This is a genomic window from Xanthomonas sp. WHRI 6106, assembly GCF_040202405.1.
Classification (GTDB): domain Bacteria; phylum Pseudomonadota; class Gammaproteobacteria; order Xanthomonadales; family Xanthomonadaceae; genus Xanthomonas; species Xanthomonas cannabis.
In genome coordinates this window covers 334650-352326 of record NZ_JBEGFC010000002.1, presented here as the reverse complement: position 1 = coordinate 352326, position 17677 = coordinate 334650, and the positions used below count along the sequence as shown (strand labels likewise).

Annotated in this window: 13 protein-coding genes; 11 read left to right on the top strand and 2 right to left on the bottom strand. The window is 67.0% G+C overall.

Annotated elements, in window-relative coordinates; translation table 11 throughout:
• Positions 1-257 precede the first annotated feature (257 nt).
• The 3 genes from ABQZ09_RS04705 (at position 258) to ABQZ09_RS04695 (ending at position 4102) form a co-directional block, all read left to right on the top strand.
• Complete coding sequence (locus tag ABQZ09_RS04705) at positions 258-1859, top strand: hypothetical protein (RefSeq protein ID WP_349776232.1); 1602 nt, start codon at positions 258-260, stop codon at positions 1857-1859.
• Positions 1856-3025, top strand: a complete 1170-nt coding sequence (locus ABQZ09_RS04700; RefSeq protein WP_228314254.1) for a lysozyme inhibitor LprI family protein — start codon at positions 1856-1858, stop codon at positions 3023-3025. The genes ABQZ09_RS04705 and ABQZ09_RS04700 overlap by 4 nt, the downstream gene beginning before the upstream one ends.
• 261 nt (positions 3026-3286) lie before the next feature.
• Positions 3287-4102, top strand: a complete 816-nt coding sequence (locus ABQZ09_RS04695) for a DUF3014 domain-containing protein (RefSeq protein ID WP_349776231.1) — start codon at positions 3287-3289, stop codon at positions 4100-4102.
• 157 nt (positions 4103-4259) lie between these two features.
• Here the strand turns inward: ABQZ09_RS04695 and ABQZ09_RS04690 are convergent, their stop codons facing one another.
• Together ABQZ09_RS04690 and ABQZ09_RS04685 are read right to left on the bottom strand one after the other, a co-directional pair.
• Entirely contained in the window at positions 4260-4967 is a 708-nt protein-coding gene (locus ABQZ09_RS04690; protein WP_349776230.1) for a glutathione S-transferase, read from the bottom strand.
• 46 nt (positions 4968-5013) lie between these two features.
• Positions 5014-5322, bottom strand: a complete 309-nt coding sequence (locus ABQZ09_RS04685) for a GIY-YIG nuclease family protein (protein ID WP_166749146.1) — start codon at positions 5320-5322, stop codon at positions 5014-5016.
• Positions 5323-5686: 364 nt separating this feature from the next.
• Between ABQZ09_RS04685 and ABQZ09_RS04680 the strand changes: the two genes are divergently transcribed.
• The 8 genes from ABQZ09_RS04680 (at position 5687) to ABQZ09_RS04645 (ending at position 17504) form a co-directional block, all read left to right on the top strand.
• Positions 5687-7834, top strand: coding sequence for a TonB-dependent receptor (locus ABQZ09_RS04680; RefSeq protein WP_349776343.1), 2148 nt, complete (start codon positions 5687-5689; stop codon positions 7832-7834).
• A 49-nt stretch (positions 7835-7883) separates the two neighbouring features.
• Positions 7884-9212 carry an LLM class flavin-dependent oxidoreductase gene (locus ABQZ09_RS04675; protein WP_184556815.1) on the top strand — a complete coding sequence of 443 codons (1329 nt, stop codon included), beginning with the start codon at positions 7884-7886 and terminating at the stop codon, positions 9210-9212.
• Between the two features lie 16 nt (positions 9213-9228).
• A complete protein-coding gene (mgrA, locus tag ABQZ09_RS04670; protein WP_228889258.1) occupies positions 9229-10269 on the top strand; it encodes an L-glyceraldehyde 3-phosphate reductase in 1041 nt (346 codons plus the stop codon).
• Positions 10270-10280: 11 nt separating this feature from the next.
• Positions 10281-11393, top strand: coding sequence for an aliphatic sulfonate ABC transporter substrate-binding protein (locus tag ABQZ09_RS04665; protein ID WP_349776342.1), 1113 nt, complete (start codon positions 10281-10283; stop codon positions 11391-11393).
• Positions 11394-11514: 121 nt separating this feature from the next.
• On the top strand, positions 11515-12309 hold the full coding sequence (gene ssuC, locus ABQZ09_RS04660) for an aliphatic sulfonate ABC transporter permease SsuC (RefSeq protein ID WP_349776229.1): 795 nt from the start codon (positions 11515-11517) through the stop codon (positions 12307-12309).
• Positions 12306-13136, top strand: a complete 831-nt coding sequence (locus ABQZ09_RS04655) for an ATP-binding cassette domain-containing protein (protein WP_349776228.1) — start codon at positions 12306-12308, stop codon at positions 13134-13136. The genes ssuC and ABQZ09_RS04655 overlap by 4 nt, the downstream gene beginning before the upstream one ends.
• 264 nt (positions 13137-13400) lie before the next feature.
• Positions 13401-15986, top strand: coding sequence for an ATP-dependent chaperone ClpB (gene clpB, locus ABQZ09_RS04650; protein ID WP_039563705.1), 2586 nt, complete (start codon positions 13401-13403; stop codon positions 15984-15986).
• Positions 15987-16217: 231 nt separating this feature from the next.
• Positions 16218-17504 carry an O-acetylhomoserine aminocarboxypropyltransferase/cysteine synthase family protein gene (locus ABQZ09_RS04645; protein ID WP_349776227.1) on the top strand — a complete coding sequence of 429 codons (1287 nt, stop codon included), beginning with the start codon at positions 16218-16220 and terminating at the stop codon, positions 17502-17504.
• Positions 17505-17677 lie beyond the last annotated feature (173 nt).

Here is a 17677-nt window from a genome sequence, read left to right as displayed (position 1 = left end):
TGTAGCTGGCGACTGTTCAATGTGCCGGCTCTGTCGTATCGCTGGCACGGCCTGCGCAGCGGGGTGCTGGCTGATCGCGCAGGCGGATCCTGCAACCCGTCGCAACGCGCTGGCAGTGTGTGCAAGAGCCTGTGCAGGGTCCTGCTGATGGCCGCGCGCCTCCATACCGGGTGCGCCAACACCTCGTTCCATCGGGCCGCTGTCGCGCGTACCAGGCAGCGGCTACCATCGCCTGTCCCCACGTCTCGCAGACCTCCATGTCCGCTCCCTCTTCGCGTCCTGCGGCCTCGCCGCGCTGGTTCGTCGCCGGCGACCTCAATGGCTTCTTCGGCCTGGTGGTCGACAATCTTTCCATCCTCGGCTTCATCGCGATGGCGCTGGTGGGCATCTTCCAGTTCCCCGCGGAAGTGGTGTTCGGGCGCATGTTCCCGGGCACCGCGTTCGGCGTGCTGGTGGGCAATCTGCTCTATACCCTGATGGCGCGGCGGCTGGCCGCACGCACCGGGCGCGACGACGTCACCGCCATGCCGCTGGGACTGGATGCGCCCACCAGCATCGGCATGGCGCTGCTGGTGCTGGGCCCGGCGTTCGCCGGTTTCAAGGCGCAGGGACTGGACCCGCAGGCGGCGGCAATCGCCACCTGGAAGCTCGGCATGGCCGCGCTGGTGGTGATGGGCCTGCTCAAGCTGGTGCTGTCGTTCGTGGGCGAGGCGGTGACCCGGGCGTTGCCGCGTGCAGCGCTGCTCGGCTCGATCGCCGGCATCGCGCTGGTGCTGATGGGTCTGTTGCCGCTGCTGGAAACGCTGCGCTCGCCAGTGGCCGGTTTCGTCACCCTGGGCCTGCTGCTGTACGTGCTGCTGGCCAAGGGCCGCCTGCCGACCAAGCTGCCCGGCGTGCTGGTGGCGTTCGTGATCGGCACCGCACTGTATTACGGGCTTGGCCTGGCCGGATTGGGCGCACCGGGCTTCACGGTGCCGGCGTGGACGCCGCCGCAGATCGTGCTGCCGCTGCCGAATCTGGGCTTCATCGACGGGCTTCCGGCGACGGTGGCGTATCTGCCGTTGCTGCTGCCGTTCGGTCTGTTGATGGTGGTGGGCGGCATCAACGTCAGCGAAAGCGCACGCGCCGCCGGCGACGATTACCGCACCCGCGACATCCTGCTGGTGGAAGCCTTCGCCACGTTGGTGGCCGGCGTGTGCGGCGGCGTGGCGCAGACCACGCCCTACATCGGCCAGCCCGCCTACAAGCACATGGGCGCGCGCTCGGGCTACACGCTGCTGACGGGGCTGTTCGTCGGCATTGGCGGCATGCTCGGGGTGATCAGCGGGCTGGTGCAGTGGCTGCCGCTGGCGGTGCTGGCGCCGATCATCGTGTATGTGTCCATCGACATCACCACCCAGGCCTTCCAGGCCACGCCCCGGCAGCATGCCGGCGCGATGGTGCTCGGGTTCCTGCCATCGGTGGCGTACCTGCTGACCATCAAGGCACCGGGCTGGATCGCGCCGGAGCAGCTGGTGGCGTTGACGACCAAGCTCGATGGCCATGGCTTGCCGGAGCTGGCAGTGATCTTCGCACTGGGCAATGGCTTCATCATCACCGCGATGCTGTGGATCGCCACGGTGGCGGCGATGATCGATGGCCGGCTGCGGCGCGGTGCGGTGTTCCTGCTGGTCGCCGCGGGGTTGACCCTGTTCGGGTTAATCCATTCGGTGGATCCGCGCGGCGGCATCTATCTGCCGTGGTCGCTGCACGGCCTGGCGCGGGTGATCAGCTGGCAGTTCTTCGGTGCCTACGTGGCGCTGGCAGTGACCTTGCTGCTGCTGTCGCTGCTGCCGGTGCGCAAGCAGGCCGCGCAATGACGCGCCGGGCATGCGCGCTGCGGTGGCTGCTGGGCGGTGCCCTGGTGCTGAGTGCGAACGGCGCGTGGGCAGCGTCGTTCGACTGCAAGCAGGCGAGCACACTGGTGGAAAAGCGCCTGTGTGCGGTGCCTGCGCTCGGCCTGCTGGACGAGCAGCTGGATGACAGCTACCAGGCGCTGGTGCAGACTGCGCCGCGTACGGCAGTGGCCAGCGTACGCGAGCAACAGCGCGCCTGGCTGCGGCAGCGTAATTCCTGCGCGCAGGACGCCAAGCCGGATGACTGCCTGCAGCGCAGCCTGACGGCCAGGGCCGATGTGCTGAGCAAGGCACTCACCGCCCAGCAACAAGGGCTGGACCGCATCATCGCCAGCATTCCCGCCGCCCCTGCCGACGCGGCGCGCCAGTTGCAGGGCTACGACGCGCCGCTGGCGTCGGCGTGGCTGGCGTACCTGCATCAGTTCGTGCCGGCCGCCGGTGTGGATGCCGCGCTGGCAGATGCACGGTTTGCACATGCACGCACGGCGCTGCGCAAGGTGGATGGGTTTGCGGCCTCGCTGCTCGATGACGTGGCCGGTGCACCGCCCAGCTCACGGCAGGAACGCGTCTTGAGCCTGCTGCGGATGTGGATCGAGCGCGACAATGGCGATCAACGACCTTATGTGCACTGCTTCATCTTCGCGGCAGTGGGAGAGCCGGCGTACGACGCATTCGGGCCGTTGTACGGCTCCACGCGCGACGGGTTCGCGCCGATCTGCGCGCCGCCGGGCGGGCTGTTCGCGCTTGCCAGCTGGAAACAGCTCGATGCCGGCTTTGCGGGGATGATCGAGGCCATGAGCAAGGACGCCGGCACCATTCGCTATGCAAGCTACGCCGAGTGGGAAGTCGTCGCGCTGCGGGCGTCGGTTTCGCCATTGCTGTACCTGCAGCCGGCACTGCGCAAGCGCTACGGCAATGACCCGGACAAGGCGATTGCCGCGTGGAGCGGCAATGACAGTGATTGGCCGGCCGCAGATCGCAAGGCGGTGCGCGCGCTGTTACCGAAGGTGCGCGCAGACACCGCCGCATGGCTGGTGCGCGAAAAGCAGCTGCCGGCAGAACAGGCCGAGCAGGCAGCGGCCGCCATCGTGGCGGCGTGGGTGAATGCGCGGCTGGATTTTGCCGGATGAGCACGGCCGGGCGCCGGTGACGCTTCGTTTGCAGCGCCACGCGTGCGTTTATGCACCATGGGTGCGCGGCCTGCAGCGTGGTGCTGCAGCTCCAGGTCGGAATGACGCGGGTTTGCGCTGGAATACAGGCAACCCCGTGCATGCCGCGGTGCCCTGCGTGGGCCTGCGTGCGCGATGAATGCGCGTGCGGCCACGAGCGATGGAACCCTTGCGCCATCCCATGGTCACACCCTGGATGTTGTCGACGTAAGGGGCTCCACGATGCAAACACCGTCCTCGCGCTGGCCATGGCTGCTGGCCGTGCCAGTGATCGCCGGCGCTGCCTGGTGGCTGTTCAGCGGGCCATCCGAGCATACGGGCGCGCTGCCCGCGCCCATCAGCCGAACCGCCACCGCAGTGGCGGCGGCGGTCACTCCGGCAACGCCGGCGCCGGCCGGGCCCCGCCATCCGGTGCAGACGCCATCGCCCGATGCGGCGGACGCAGCGATTCCGGCGTTGGCGCAAAGCGATGAGGCCGCGTGGCAGGCACTGCAGGCGCTGGTGCAGCAAGACGACGCGTTGTCGATCGTGCTGCGTGCGCACCTGATCGAGCGCGTGGTGGTGATGATCGACAATCTGACCCAGCCCAGCATCAGCCGGCGTGCCCTGGTGCTGCAGCCGGTGCCGAGCGAGTTCCAGGTCAGCAGCGCTGCCGATCACAGCGTCATCGATCAGGCCAACGCCGCGCGCTACGCGCCATATGTCACCGCGTTCACCACGGTGGATGCGCAGGCACTGGTCCGCAGCTATGTGCGCTTCTACCCGTTGTTTCAGCAGGCCTACGCCAACCTGGGCGCGCCCGACCGTTACTTCAACGATCGCGTGATCGATGTGATCGACCATCTGCTGCGGACCCCGGAGCCACGTCAGCCCATTGCCGTGGTGCGCGACGAGCGTGGCCGCTATCGCTTCGTGGATCCGGCGCTGGAAGGTTTATCCGTCGGGCAGAAGGCAATCCTGCGCCTGGGGCCAAGCCAGGCGCAGGCAGTAAAAGCGCAGTTACACGCCATACGCGCGGCACTGTTGCAGGGACGCTGATGGCAGTGGTACGTGCGGTGTACCAGCGGCGCACACACGTGCGCCCGGTGTGTCATCTCTTCGAGCGGTCTGAAGACAGCGGCGGCGAATGCGATGAGCGCATTCGACGCACGCGTCAACGATTGCAGGCCGCCATGCGAAGGCTTCACGTAGATGTCTAGTCGGCATCCAGCTCCGGGTAGTGGCGGAAGATGCCATTGGTATTGAACGCCACGCGGCGCTCGGAGGCCAGATAGGCCGCAATTCGCGGCCGCTCTGCCACGCGCTGCTGCAGGGCCTTGAGGCCAGGCAGGTCCTTGGCAAGCGTCGCCATGCGTTTGGGGAACATGTAGTCCAGCCCGCTGACCAGCTGAAACAACGACAGGTCCACGTACGAGTGTTTCCCCAGCGCATGCGTGCCACCGGCGTGTTGCAGCACCTGCTCGAAATAGCCCAGGAACTTGGGTAACCGGTTCTCGCGCAGGTCCGCAGCGTGCTTGGCCGCTTCGGCTTTCTGATCCTCGTAGTAAAGCCCGACGCCGATCGGGTGATGGGTGTCGTGCACTTCGGCCACCAGGTCGGCAATGGTCATCTGCAGTTGCAGCGCCTGCAGCCGTTGGGCCTCGGCCCCGGGCACCAACTGCAGCTGTGGCCCCAGGAAATGCAGGATCGCCGCCACCTGTGCCACCACGACATCGCCCGCACGCAGGAAGGGCGGTGCGAACGGCTGTGCACCGTCCTGCCGACCCTGCAGGAATGCTGTCATGGCCTCATCGCCGTCGACGCGCGCCACATCAGTGTAATGGGCACCTGCATCCTCCAGCGCCAGACGGGCGAATTCGCCGCGTCCCTGCAGGCCGGTCCAGTAATAGAGCTGATAGTGCATGCGCTGCTCCGCGTTCGAATGGCGCTGCAGCCTAGGCAATGCGCGGCTAGTCGGGCGTGACCGCAGCGTCAGCGGGCTGTGACCCGGCCACAGCCGCCGGCTGCGCCAGCAGCCACGCCAGCTTGCGCGCACGCGGCTGACGCTTGAGCGCGCACTCCGCGCGCGAGGCGCTGCTGCGGTCCGGGTAGCGGTGGCTGGCGATGATCTGCAGTGGCGGATTGGCGCGCGTGTAGCGCGCGCCGGTGCCTTGCGCATGCGCCTGGAAACGCCGCTCCAGATCATTGGTGATTCCGGCGTAATAGCTGCCGTTGCGGCACAGCAGCAGATACAGATACCAGGGCTTGGGTGCATCCATGGCCGCATTATCGCCGCTGGCCGGCGCCTGCACAGCGTCAGCGCACCGACGATGGCGGTGCGGGCCGGCGCCGACCACGCAACGCACGAGTGAATAACCACCTAAACATTGGTTATTTGACGCTCGCGGCGCCGGCAAACAGCATGCCCTACTGCCATGCGCGGTCCCGCCGGCTTGGCGACAGAACGCCAAGCGACGCGCGCGCAACTGGCCGCAACGCGCTCGGAATACGCCATATCGCCCACCCACAAGGACCTCCATGCCTGTGCAACACCGGATCCCCGACGGGATCGCTTCTGCTTCAAGGTGGTTGGCTACCCCGCAACGATTGGCATGGAGCCTGGCGCTGGCGTGTGCGCCGGCCATGGCGGATGAAGTGGGTGAACCCGCGACGCCGGCGGGCGCGGCGCAGACGCTCGGTGCAGTGACGGTGACGGCCACACGGCGCGAAACCACCTTGCAGCAGGTGCCGGTGGCGGTGTCGGTGGTGCAGGGCGAGACGCTGGAGCGCGAGAACCGCAACAGCGTGGCGGACCTGCCGGCACTGGTGCCCAGCCTGACCTTCCGCACCGGCGCGTCGAACAAGGACACCTCGTTGTTCCTGCGCGGGGTGGGCACCATTTCCACTTCGCCGGGCGTGGAGCCCAGCGTGGCCACGGTGATCGATGGCGTGGTGCTGGGCAGGCCCGGGCAGGCCACGCTGGATCTGCTCGATGTCGAACGCATCGAGGTGCTGCGCGGGCCGCAGGGCACCTTGTTCGGCAAGAACGCTTCGGCCGGGGTGCTCAACATCGTCAGCAAGCCGGCGCCGGAGACAGTTGGCGATTATGTGGATTACTCGCACTTTGGTGGCGGCGACGAAGACCGCGTGCGTGCCAGCATCGGGGGCGCGTTGCTGCCGGAGGTGCTCAAGGCCAGCGTGTCGGCGGTGTGGGCCGAGTACGGCGGCAACGTGCGCAACGTGGCCGATGGGCAGACCGTCAATGGCTACCGACGCGCCGGTGCACGGCTGCGGCTGGATCTCACCCCCACGCCCGACTTCACCGCGACCCTGTTGGCCGATTACCTGCAGTCCCACAGCGATGCGCCCAGCGGGGTGGTGGTGGCCAGCACGCGTGCCGACTTTGCCGCCGCCCTGGCGCCGGTGCGGGCCGGGGCCGACAACCGGCAGATCAACAGCGATTTCCCCACGTCTCTGGACGACATCAACAAGGGCGCCTCGCTGCAGCTGGATCAGCACGTCGGCGAGCTGGTGCTGACCTCGATCAGCGCATGGCGGCAATGGGACAACACGCAATTCCAGGATGGCGACCGCACCGCCCAGCGCAGTGCGGCGTTTCCGGCATCGCATGACCGGGGCGATCTGGGCTACACGCAGTACTCGCAGGAACTGCGCGTGCAGACCCCGCGCGACCGCGCCGTGGAGGCGGTGGCCGGGCTGTATTACCTGCACGCGCGCAGCGACGAAACCTACCGCCGCACCGTCACCTCGCCCACTGCCAGCACGGTCGGCGTGGCCGACTACGCCACCCGTGCGCAGACCTACGCCGCGTTCGGCGAAGCCACCTGGCATTGGCGCCCGGATCTGCGCGCCTTGCTCGGTGTGCGCTTCACCCGCGACACGCTGGACTATCACCATCGTCGCGTGTCCACCTCCGCAACGGCGGTCACCGGCATCCAGCCGGCCACCGCAAGCAGCGGCAGCACCGCAGAAAACGGCATTTCGGGTCGCACCGGCCTGCAGTACGACTTCGATGCGCGCACCACCGGCTACCTCACCTATTCGCGCGGCTACAAGGGCCCGGCCTACAACGTGTTCTTCAACATGCAGCCGCGCGACACGCCGGCACTCAAGCCGGAGACCTCCAACGCCTGGGAGCTGGGTTTGAAGGCGCGCGCCCTGGATGACCGGCTGAGTGCAAACGTGGCGTTGTTCCATACCGAATATGCCAATTACCAGGCCAACTTCTTCGACACCGTGGCCGGGCAGGTGGTGACGCGGCTGATCAATGCCGGGCAGGTGCGCACGCAGGGCCTGGAGCTGGACCTGGACTACCGCCCGACCGAGCGGCTCAGCCTGGCCGCCTCGCTGGCCTACACGCAGGCACGCATCCAGCGCTTCGCCTGCCCGCCAGCGGCGGCGGCCAACTGCAATGTCGATGGCCGGCCGCTGCCGTTTTCGCCGGACTGGAAGGGCACTCTGCGTGCGGGTTATCGCGTGCCGCTGCGGGGCAGCCTGGCGCTGGAATTCAACGGCGATGTGAGCTGGCAGGACAGCGTGCAGTACGACCTCAGCCAGACTCCGCAGACCATCCAGGGACCGTATGCGATCTGGAACGCCAGCATCGCAGTTGCCGACGATGCGCACGGCTGGCGGGTGGCGGTGCTGGGACGCAATCTCGGCGATCGGTCGTACGCGCCGCTGCTGGCCAACGCCACCGGCAATGTCTATCGATTGGTACCGCGCGACGATCGGCGTTACCTGGGCCTGCAAGTGCGCAAGGATTTTTGACGATGGGTTTGAACGTGACGATGAGTTGCGACACGTGCGGCGGTCCACGATGAGTGCGCCACGTCAGCTGTCGCTAGGTGCATTCCTGATGGCCACCGGTCATCACGTAGCGGCGTGGCGGCACCCACAGGTCAGTGCGCAGACGCTGGATTTTGCGCAGTACCGCGAGATGGTGCGCATTGCCGAAGCCGCCAGGTTCGACGCGGTGTTCGTCGCCGACAGCCTGGCCGCAGCGGGCGGGCCGGTCGCCCCGCAGATGGCGCGTTCCAGCCTGTTCGAGCCGCTGACCCTGCTCAGCGCGCTGGCGGCGGTCAGCGAGCGCATCGGCCTGATCGCCACCATGACCACCAGCTACAACGAGCCGTATCACGTGGCGCGCAAGTTCGCCTCGCTGGATCATCTCTCCGGCGGGCGTGCCGGCTGGAACCTGGTCACCTCCGATGCCGCCGACGAGGCGCTCAATTTCAATCGCGATGCGCATTACGTGCATGCCGAGCGCTATGCGCGGGCGCGCGAGTTCCAGCAGGTGGTGGCCGGGCTGTGGGACAGCTGGGACGACGATGCCTTCATCGCCGACAAGGCGGCCGGCCTGCATCACGACCCGGCGCGTGCGCATGTGCTGGACCACCGCGGCACGCACTTCCAGGTGCGTGGCCCGCTCAATATTGCGCGTGCGCCGCAGGGCCACCCGGTGCTGGTGCAGGCCGGCTCGTCCGAGCCGGGGCGTGCGCTGGCCGCCGAGACGGCCGAGGTGGTGTTCACCGCGCAATCGTCGCTGGCCAAGGCGCAGGCGTTCTATGCCGACATCAAGGGACGGCTGGAACAGTTCGGCCGCGCGCGCGATGCGCTGAAGGTCTTGCCCGGCGTGTTCATCGTGGTGGGGCAGAGCCAGGCCGAGGCGCAGGAAAAATTCGAGCAGTTCCAGGACCTGGTGGAGCCGCAGGTCGGCATCGCGCTGTTGTCGCGCATGCTGGGCAACTTCGACCTGTCCGGCTATCCGGCCGATGGTCCGCTGCCGGAATTGCCGCTGACCGAAACCGGCCAGCGCAGCCGCCAGCAGTTGTTCACCGAGCTGGCCGGGCAGGAACAGCTGAGCATCGCCCAGCTTGGCCGGCGCATCGCCGGCGGGCGCGGCCACTACAGCCTGATCGGCACGCCCACGCAGATTGCCGACGAGTTGCAGGCCTGGTTCGAACAGGGCGCGGCAGACGGGTTCAACGTGCTGGTGCCACATCTGCCCGGCGGCCTGGCCGATGTGGCCACGCACGTGGTGCCGGAGCTGCAGCGGCGTGGGCTGTTCCGGCGTGAATATGCCGGGCGCACGCTGCGCGATCATCTGGGGCTGCAACGCCCCGTCAATCGCTTCAGCGCCCGCTGATCAATCGGAACCACTCATGACCTATCTCGCACATCCCGACCGTTACGACCGTATCGCCTACCGCCGCGTCGGTCGCAGCGGCCTGGTGTTGCCCGCCCTGTCGCTGGGCCTGTGGCACAACTTCGGCGACAGCACGCCGATCGACACCCAGCGCGCATTGCTGCGCACCGCGTTCGACCTGGGCATCACCCACTTCGATCTGGCCAACAACTATGGCCCGCCGTACGGCAGCGCGGAGATCAACTTTGGCCGGCTGCTGCGTGAAGATTTCAGACCGTATCGCGACGAATTGATCATTTCCACTAAGGCCGGCTGGGACATGTGGCCGGGCCCGTACGGGCAGGGCGGCAGCTCGCGCAAATATCTGCTGTCCAGCCTGGATCAAAGCCTGCAGCGGCTAGGCGTGGAGTATGTGGACATCTTCTATTCGCATCGCTTCGATGCGGACACACCGCTGGAAGAGACCGCCGGTGCGCTGGCCAGTGCGGTGCAGCAGGGCAAGGCGCTGTACGTGGGCGTGTCGTCGTATTCGGCGGCGCGCACGCGCGAGATTGCCGCGCTGCTGCGCGAGTGGAACGTGCCGCTGCTGATCCATCAGCCGGCCTACAACCTGTTCAACCGCTGGCCGGAGCAGGAGTTGCTGGACACCACCGCCGACCTGGGTGCCGGAGTGATTGCGTTTACACCGTTGGCGCAGGGCCTGCTTACCGGCAAGTATCTGGAGGGCATTCCCGAGGATGCGCGCGTCAATCGCCCCGGTGGTCAATCCTTGCGGCCCGAACACCTGTCCGACGACAACCTGCAACGCGCACGCGGCTTGAATGCCATTGCGCAGCGGCGCGGGCAGAGCCTGGCGCAGCTGGCGCTGGCCTGGGTGCTGCGCGATCCGCGGGTGAGCTCGGCGCTGCTGGGTGCCAGCCGCCCGGAGCAGTTGATCGAAAACGTGGCGGCATTGCAGACGCCTGCGTTCACTGCAGACGAGTTGGCCGAGATCGATCGCCATGCGGTCGAGGGCGGGATCAACCTTTGGGAAAAACCCTCCACCGATTGGCAATGAGGAAGCTGCCGATGCGTCACTGCGTTTCAGCAACGACAATCGAAACGGCCACGCAGCCGTTGGCCGCACGTGGCGGTGAAACGCAGGCGGGGGTTACGGTAGGTGCAAAGCGCCGGCTGCGTGCGGCGCGCCGCCGGCTGACAGCTGCGCGCGCGGGGTGGGTGGCCGTGTGGGTGTCTGCGTGGCTGTTCTTCAACATCGTGCTGGGGAAGCCCGCGCTCGCAGCCGAGCCGGCGCAATTGCGCATCGGTTATCAAAAAGCGGTGTCGAGTCTGGTGCTGGCCAAGCAGCATCGCTTGCTGGAACAACGCTTTCCCCGCACCAGGATCACCTGGGTGGAATTTCCGGCCGGCCCGCAATTGCTGGAAGCCTTGAACGTGGGCAGCATCGACCTGGGCGGCGCCGGCGACATTCCGCCGTTGTTCGCGCAGGCCGCCGGGGCCGACTTGCTGTATGTGGGTTGGGTACCACCCACGCCGAAGGCCGAGACCATCCTGGTGCCGACCAAGAGCACGCTGCGCACGGTGGCCGAGCTCAAGGGCAAGCGCGTCGCGTTTCATAAAGGCTCCAGCGCGCACAACCTGTTGTTGCGCTTGTTGGCCAAATCCGGCCTGAGCCTGCGCGACATCACGCCGTTGTATCTGTCGCCGGCCAACGCGCGTGCGGCCTTCGCGGCCGGGCAGGTGGATGCGTGGGCCATCTGGGACCCGTGGTATTCGGCCCTGACCCTGGATGGCAGTGCACGCCTGCTTGCCAACGGCGAAGGGCTGGGGCTGACCGGCGGGTTCTTCCTGTCGTCGCGCCGCTATGCCACCGTGTGGGGTCCGTTCGTGCAACAGGTGATGGTGCAACTCAACCAGGCCGATGGCCTGCTGGAGCGCGACCGCGCCGGCAGCATCAAGGTGTTGTCGCAGGTGAGCGGGCTGCCGCCTGCGGTGGTCGAACGCACACTGGCGCACCGCCCGCCGGCCAGCGTGCAGCCGCTCAATGCGCAGGTCATCAAGGCCCAGCAAGCCACCGCCGACCTGTTCCATGCACAGCGCCTGCTGCCCAGGCGCGTGCTGGTGGCACCGGCGGTGTGGCGCGCGCCTGCGCCGGCCGCTGCACAGCCGGCGGGCAAGTGATGCGCTCGATGGCATGCACGTGTGCAATGCGGCACCGGGAGCCTGCGTGCGCGCAGGCGAGCGCCAACGTGTCGATGCAACACGCGGTAATGCGATGCGCCGCCGCCACGACAGTGCTGCAATGAGCGCCCGCGCACGCCGTCTGGGCACCGGCTTGGTGCCCTGGTTGCTGCCGCTGGCATTGCTGCTGGCATGGCAGATTGCCGCGGCCAGGGGCTGGCTGCCGCAGCGCATTCTTCCTGCGCCCGATGCGGTGCTGCGTGCCGCCATCACGCTCGTGCAAAGTGGTGAGCTGTGGCAGCACCTGGCCATCAGCGGTTGGCGCGCGGCGGTGGGCCTGGCCATCGGCGGCAGCATCGGCCTGGCACTGGGCCTGTTGACGGGCGTATCGCAGGTGGCGGAACGGCTGCTCGACAGCAGCCTGCAGATGCTGCGCAACGTGCCGCATCTGGCGCTGATCCCGCTGGTGATCCTGTGGTTCGGCATCGACGAGGGCGCCAAGCTGTTCCTGGTGGCGCTGGGCACGTTCTTCCCGATCTACCTCAATACCTATCACGGCATCCGCAGCGTGGACCCGGCCTTGATCGAGATGGCGCGCAACTACGGTCTACGTGGGCCGCAGCTGTTTGTCGATGTGCTGCTGCCCGGCGCGCTGCCCTCCATCCTGGTCGGCTTGCGCTTCGCGCTGGGGCTGATGTGGCTGACCCTGATCGTGGCCGAAACCATTTCGGCCAGTTCCGGCATCGGCTATCTGGCCACCAATGCGCGCGAGTTCCTGCAGACCGACATCGTGGTGGTGGCGATCGTGCTGTACGCGCTGCTCGGCAAGCTGGCCGACCTGGCCGCACGCGGCCTGGAAGCCTGGTGGCTAGGCTGGCACCCGGCACACCAGCAGCCTGCGCAGGTGCGCCGATGAGCGCGACCGACACCGGCCTGCCGCTGAGCCTGCGCGGCATCGGCAAGCGTTATGGCGACAGCGAGGTGCTGCGCGGCATCGATCTGCAGATTGCCCCCGGCGCCTGCGTCGCGGTGGTGGGCCGCAGCGGCTGCGGCAAGAGCACCCTGCTGCGGGTGATTGCCGGGCTGGAAGCGGCCGACAGCGGCGCTGTGGAGAGCGGCGCTGCGCCACTTGCCGCGCAGCACGATGCGGTACGGCTGATGTTCCAGGACGCGCGGCTGCTGCCGTGGAAGCGGGTGATCGACAACGTGGCGCTGGGGCTGGGCCGTGCCGGCCGCATGCAGGCCCAGGCCGCGCTGGATGCGGTGGGGCTGGGCACGCGTGGCGGCGACTGGCCGGCGGCGCTGTCGGGCGGCCAGCGGCAGCGCGTGGCGCTGGCGCGCGCGCTGGTGCATCGGCCACGGCTGCTGCTGCTGGACGAACCACTGGGCGCGCTGGATGCATTGACCCGTATCGAAATGCAGCAGCTGATCGTGCAGCTGTGGCGGCACTACGGCTTCACCCTGGTGCTGGTGACCCATGACGTGGCCGAAGCGTGCGCGCTGGCCGACCGCATCGTAGTGGTCGAGCAGGGTCAGGTCGGCCTGGATGTCGCAGTGCCGGTGGCCCACCCGCGTGCGCCCGGCTCACCGGCCCTGGCGGCGATCCAGGCGCAGGTACTGTCGCGCCTGCTGGGAGCTGCGCAGACCTCCGAGCAGTCAGCTGCGGCGAAGGCCGAGGTGCGGCGCGACGCCACGCGTGAGGCTGCGCGACACGGAGGGGCACCGCTGCAGCGGATCGTCTAGCAGCGGGCGTCGGGCGCGAAGGCTCCGCCGCCGCGCCCTGCGCCACGCGTCCTCCCTCAGCAGTGGGCAAGAGGCTGCCTCACGGACCGGTGCGCCCTCGCAACCGCACACCGGCTGCGTGCGCCGCCTGGCACTGCTAATTGGAGCCGGGCACCGGCCTCTCCGCTGCCCGACTCTGGCACCGGCAAGCCTTGAAACCCCGCCCGGCAACCGCATCTGCACGGTATCGCCGGCGTCGCCGGCCACCCGTTCAGAGGATTTCCCATGCGGATGGACAAGCTCACCTCGCGGTTCCAGCAGGCACTGGCCGACGCGCAGTCGCTGGCCGTGGGCCGCGACCACAACATCATCGAGCCGGTGCACGTGCTGGCCGCGTTGCTCGACCAGAGCGGCGGCAGCACGCGCCCGCTGCTGTCGCAGGCCGGGGTCAACGTGCCGCTGCTGCGCGAGCGCCTTGGCGAGGCGCTGGACACGCTGCCCAAGGTCTCCGGGCAGGAAGGCAACCTGTCGATCGGCAACGACCTCAATCGCCTGCTCAACCAGACCGACAAGCTGGCCCAGCAACATGGCGATGCCTTCATCGCCAGCGAGTGGTTCGTGCTGGCCGCCGCCGACGATGCCAGCCCGCTGGGCGTGGCCCTGCGCGCGGCCGGTGGCGACAAGAAGAAGATCGAGGCGGCCATCGACAAGCTGCGCGGCGGCGAAACCGTGCAATCGGAAAACGCCGAAGAACAGCGCCAGGCGCTGGAGAAATACACCATCGACCTGACCGCGCGTGCCGAAAGCGGCAAGCTCGATCCGGTGATCGGCCGCGATGAAGAGATCCGTCGCACCATCCAGGTGCTGCAGCGCCGTACTAAGAACAACCCGGTGCTGATCGGCGAACCCGGCGTGGGCAAGACCGCCATTGTCGAAGGCCTGGCCCAGCGCATCATCAACGGCGAAGTGCCTGAAGGCCTGCGCGGCAAGCGCGTGCTGTCGCTGGACATGGGCGCATTGATTGCCGGCGCCAAGTTCCGCGGTGAGTTCGAAGAGCGCCTGAAGGCGGTGCTCAGCGACCTGTCCAAGAACGAAGGGCAGATCATCCTGTTCATCGATGAGCTGCACACGATGGTGGGCGCGGGCAAGGCCGATGGCGCGATGGATGCTGGCAACATGCTCAAGCCGGCGCTGGCGCGTGGCGAGCTGCATTGCATCGGCGCTACCACGCTGGACGAATACCGCAAATACATCGAGAAGGACGCCGCACTGGAGCGCCGCTTCCAGAAGGTATTTGTGGGCGAGCCGACGGTGGAAGACACCATCGCCATCCTGCGTGGGTTGAAGGAACGCTACGCCGTGCACCACGGCGTTGAGATCACCGACCCGGCGATCGTGGCGGCGGCCACGCTGTCCAACCGCTACATCACCGATCGCCAGTTGCCGGACAAGGCCATCGACCTGATGGACGAAGCCGCATCGCGCATCCGCATGGAGATCGACTCCAAGCCGGAAGAACTCGACCGCCTGGAGCGCCGCCTGATCCAGCTCAAGATCCAGCGCGAAATGCTGAAGAAGGAAAAGGACGACGCCTCACGGCAGCGTCTGGCCGATCTGGAAACCGACATCGACAAGCTCGAACGCGAGTTCTCCGACCTCAACGAAGTGTGGAAGTCCGAGAAGGCCGCGTTGCAGGGCACCACCAAGATCAAGGAGCAGATCGAGCACGCCAAGCTGGAGCTGGAGGCCGCGCAGCGCCGCCAGGACTACGCCAAGATGAGCGAGATCCAGTACGGCGTACTGCCGCAGCTGGAAAAGCAGATGCTGCTGGCCAACGAGGTCGAACACCACGACTTCAAGCTGGTGCAGGATCGCGTCACCGCGGAGGAAATTGCCGAAGTGGTGTCGCGCTGGACCGGCATTCCGGTCAACAAGATGCTCGAAGGCGAGCGCGACAAGTTGCTGCGCATGGAAGATGAGCTGCATCACCGCGTGGTCGGGCAGAACGAAGCGATCAAGGTCGTTTCCGACGCGGTGCGGCGTTCGCGCGCGGGCCTGTCCGATCCCAATCGCCCGAGCGGCTCGTTCCTGTTCCTGGGGCCGACCGGCGTGGGCAAGACCGAGTTGTGCAAGGCGCTGGCGGATTTCCTGTTCGACAGCACCGAGGCCATGATCCGCATCGACATGAGCGAGTTCATGGAAAAGCACTCGGTCTCGCGCCTGATCGGTGCGCCTCCGGGCTATGTGGGCTATGAAGAGGGCGGCTACCTCACCGAGGCGGTGCGCCGTCGCCCGTATTCGCTGATCCTGCTGGACGAGGTGGAAAAGGCGCATGCCGATGTCTTCAACATCCTGCTGCAGGTGCTCGATGATGGCCGTCTGACCGATGGCCAGGGCCGCACGGTGGACTTCCGCAACACCGTCATCGTGATGACCTCCAACCTGGGCTCGCACCAGATCCAGGAGCTGTCCGGCGACGGCAGCGCCGAGGCCTATACGCAGATGAAAGCGGCGGTGATGGGCGTGGTGCAGGCGCATTTCCGCCCGGAGTTCATCAACCGGCTGGACGACATCGTGGTGTTCCATCCGCTGGACAAGGCGCAGATCAAGTCGATCGCGCGCATCCAGTTGCATGGGCTGGAGAAACGCCTGTCCGAGCGCGGCCTCAAGCTGGACCTGGACGATGCGGCGCTGGAATTGCTCGGCAATGTCGGCTTCGACCCGGTGTATGGCGCACGCCCGCTCAAGCGCGCGATCCAGTCGCAGGTGGAAAACCCGTTGGCCCAGCAGATCCTGTCGGGGCAGTACCTTAGCGGTGACACCGTACAGGTGCGCGCGCAGGGCGGGCGGCTGGAGTTCGGCAAGAGCTGACAAGCCGATGACGGGCGCTGTAACGCATGTGCGGGATGCGTTATGAATGCCTCGTCTGTCCACCTCTTCCGTTCGCGGGAGAGGTGCGGTGCGATCGCATGTGCTTGACCGTTGTTGGTACGCATAGCACTCAAAGGGGACTGGTCGGCATAAGCTGATAACGCTCGGTTAGCACGGTTGTTGTGCAACGTCGCTATCGTCGCTGTCTTCCGTCCAGCAGCGAGCCGTGCCATGACCGATCCGCAGTGGAAGCCTGAAACCATCGCCGTGCATGGCGGGTATCGCCCCGACCCGACCACGCGCGCGGTGGCGGTGCCGATCTATCAGACGGTGGCGTATGCGTTCGACGATACCCAGCATGGCGCGGACCTGTTCGACCTGAAGGTGCAGGGCAACATCTACAGCCGCATCATGAACCCCACCAACGACGTGCTGGAGCAGCGCGTGGCCGCGCTGGAAGGGGGCATCGGCGCCTTGGCGCTGGCATCGGGGCAGGCCGCGGTGACGTATGCGATCCAGACCATCGCCGAGGCCGGCGACAATATCGTTTCGTCCAGCGCCTTGTATGGCGGCACCTACAACCTGTTCGCGCATACGCTGCCGCAGTTCGGCATCAATACGCGCTTTGCCGACTATCGCGACCCGCAGGCGTTTGCCGGCTTGATCGACGAACGCACCAAGGCAGTGTTCGTCGAGTCGATCGGCAATCCGCGCGGCAACATCACCGATATCGAAGCGGTGGCGGCCGTGGCGCATGCGCACGGCGTGCCGTTGATCGTGGACAACACCGTCGCCACGCCGTCGCTGCTGCGGCCGATCGAGTTCGGTGCCGACATCGTGGTGCATTCGCTGACCAAGTATCTAGGCGGGCACGGCAACAGCATCGGTGGGGCGATCGTGGACAGCGGGCGCTTTCCGTGGGCGGCGCACAAGGCACGCTTTCCGCGCCTCAACGAACCGGATGTGAGTTATCACGGCGTGGTGTATACCGAGGCCTTGGGCGAGGCGGCGTATATCGGGCGTGCGCGGGTGGTGCCGCTGCGCAATACCGGTGCGGCGCTGTCGCCGTTCAATGCATTCTTGATCCTGCAAGGCATCGAAACATTGCCGCTGCGCATGGAGCGCATCAACGCCAATACCTTGGCCATTGCGAGGTATCTGCAGCACCACGCACGCGTTGCCTGGGTCAACTATGCCGCGTTGCCGGATCACCCCGAGCATGCGTTGGCGCAGAAATATCTGGGCGGCCACGGGTCCGGTGTGCTCACGTTTGGCCTGCCGGGCGGGCGTGCGGCAGGCGCGCGTTTCCTGGATGCGCTGCAGCTGTTTACCCGGCTGGTGAATATCGGCGATGCCAAATCGCTGGCGACGCACCCGGCGTCCACCACGCACCGCCAGCTGGGCCCGGCCGAGCTGGAGCATGCAGGTGTCAGCGAAGACACCGTGCGGCTGTCGATCGGCATCGAGCATATCGATGACTTGCTGGCGGATCTGGAGCAGGCGCTGCAGGGGGCGTGAGGTTGATCGCCCCTCTCCCGTCGGGAGAGGGGTTGGGGTGAGGGTACGGTAGGTCCGCAATGCAGCAGTCGACGTCGAACGGCGCCATCGACTCGCAATCGCACCCTCATCCGCCCCTTCGGGGCACCTTCTCCCGCAGGGAGAAGGGCTGCTTGAGCCCCTCTCCCGTCGGG

What these genes read in the sequence shown, in the direction of transcription:
- ABQZ09_RS04705 (WP_349776232.1), top strand. Translation starts at nt 258, where the DNA reads ATGTCCGCTCCCTCTTCGCGTCCTGCGGCCTCGCCGCGCTGGTTCGTC.
- ABQZ09_RS04700 (WP_228314254.1), top strand. Translation starts at nt 1,856, where the DNA reads ATGACGCGCCGGGCATGCGCGCTGCGGTGGCTGCTGGGCGGTGCCCTG.
- ABQZ09_RS04695 (WP_349776231.1), top strand. Translation starts at nt 3,287, where the DNA reads ATGCAAACACCGTCCTCGCGCTGGCCATGGCTGCTGGCCGTGCCAGTG.
- ABQZ09_RS04690 (WP_349776230.1), bottom strand. Translation starts at nt 4,967, where the DNA reads ATGCACTATCAGCTCTATTACTGGACCGGCCTGCAGGGACGCGGCGAA.
- ABQZ09_RS04685 (WP_166749146.1), bottom strand. Translation starts at nt 5,322, where the DNA reads ATGGATGCACCCAAGCCCTGGTATCTGTATCTGCTGCTGTGCCGCAAC.
- ABQZ09_RS04680 (WP_349776343.1), top strand. Translation starts at nt 5,687, where the DNA reads ATGGCGGATGAAGTGGGTGAACCCGCGACGCCGGCGGGCGCGGCGCAG.
- ABQZ09_RS04675 (WP_184556815.1), top strand. Translation starts at nt 7,884, where the DNA reads ATGAGTGCGCCACGTCAGCTGTCGCTAGGTGCATTCCTGATGGCCACC.
- mgrA (WP_228889258.1), top strand. Translation starts at nt 9,229, where the DNA reads ATGACCTATCTCGCACATCCCGACCGTTACGACCGTATCGCCTACCGC.
- ABQZ09_RS04665 (WP_349776342.1), top strand. Translation starts at nt 10,281, where the DNA reads ATGCGTCACTGCGTTTCAGCAACGACAATCGAAACGGCCACGCAGCCG.
- ssuC (WP_349776229.1), top strand. Translation starts at nt 11,515, where the DNA reads ATGAGCGCCCGCGCACGCCGTCTGGGCACCGGCTTGGTGCCCTGGTTG.
- ABQZ09_RS04655 (WP_349776228.1), top strand. Translation starts at nt 12,306, where the DNA reads ATGAGCGCGACCGACACCGGCCTGCCGCTGAGCCTGCGCGGCATCGGC.
- clpB (WP_039563705.1), top strand. Translation starts at nt 13,401, where the DNA reads ATGCGGATGGACAAGCTCACCTCGCGGTTCCAGCAGGCACTGGCCGAC.
- ABQZ09_RS04645 (WP_349776227.1), top strand. Translation starts at nt 16,218, where the DNA reads ATGACCGATCCGCAGTGGAAGCCTGAAACCATCGCCGTGCATGGCGGG.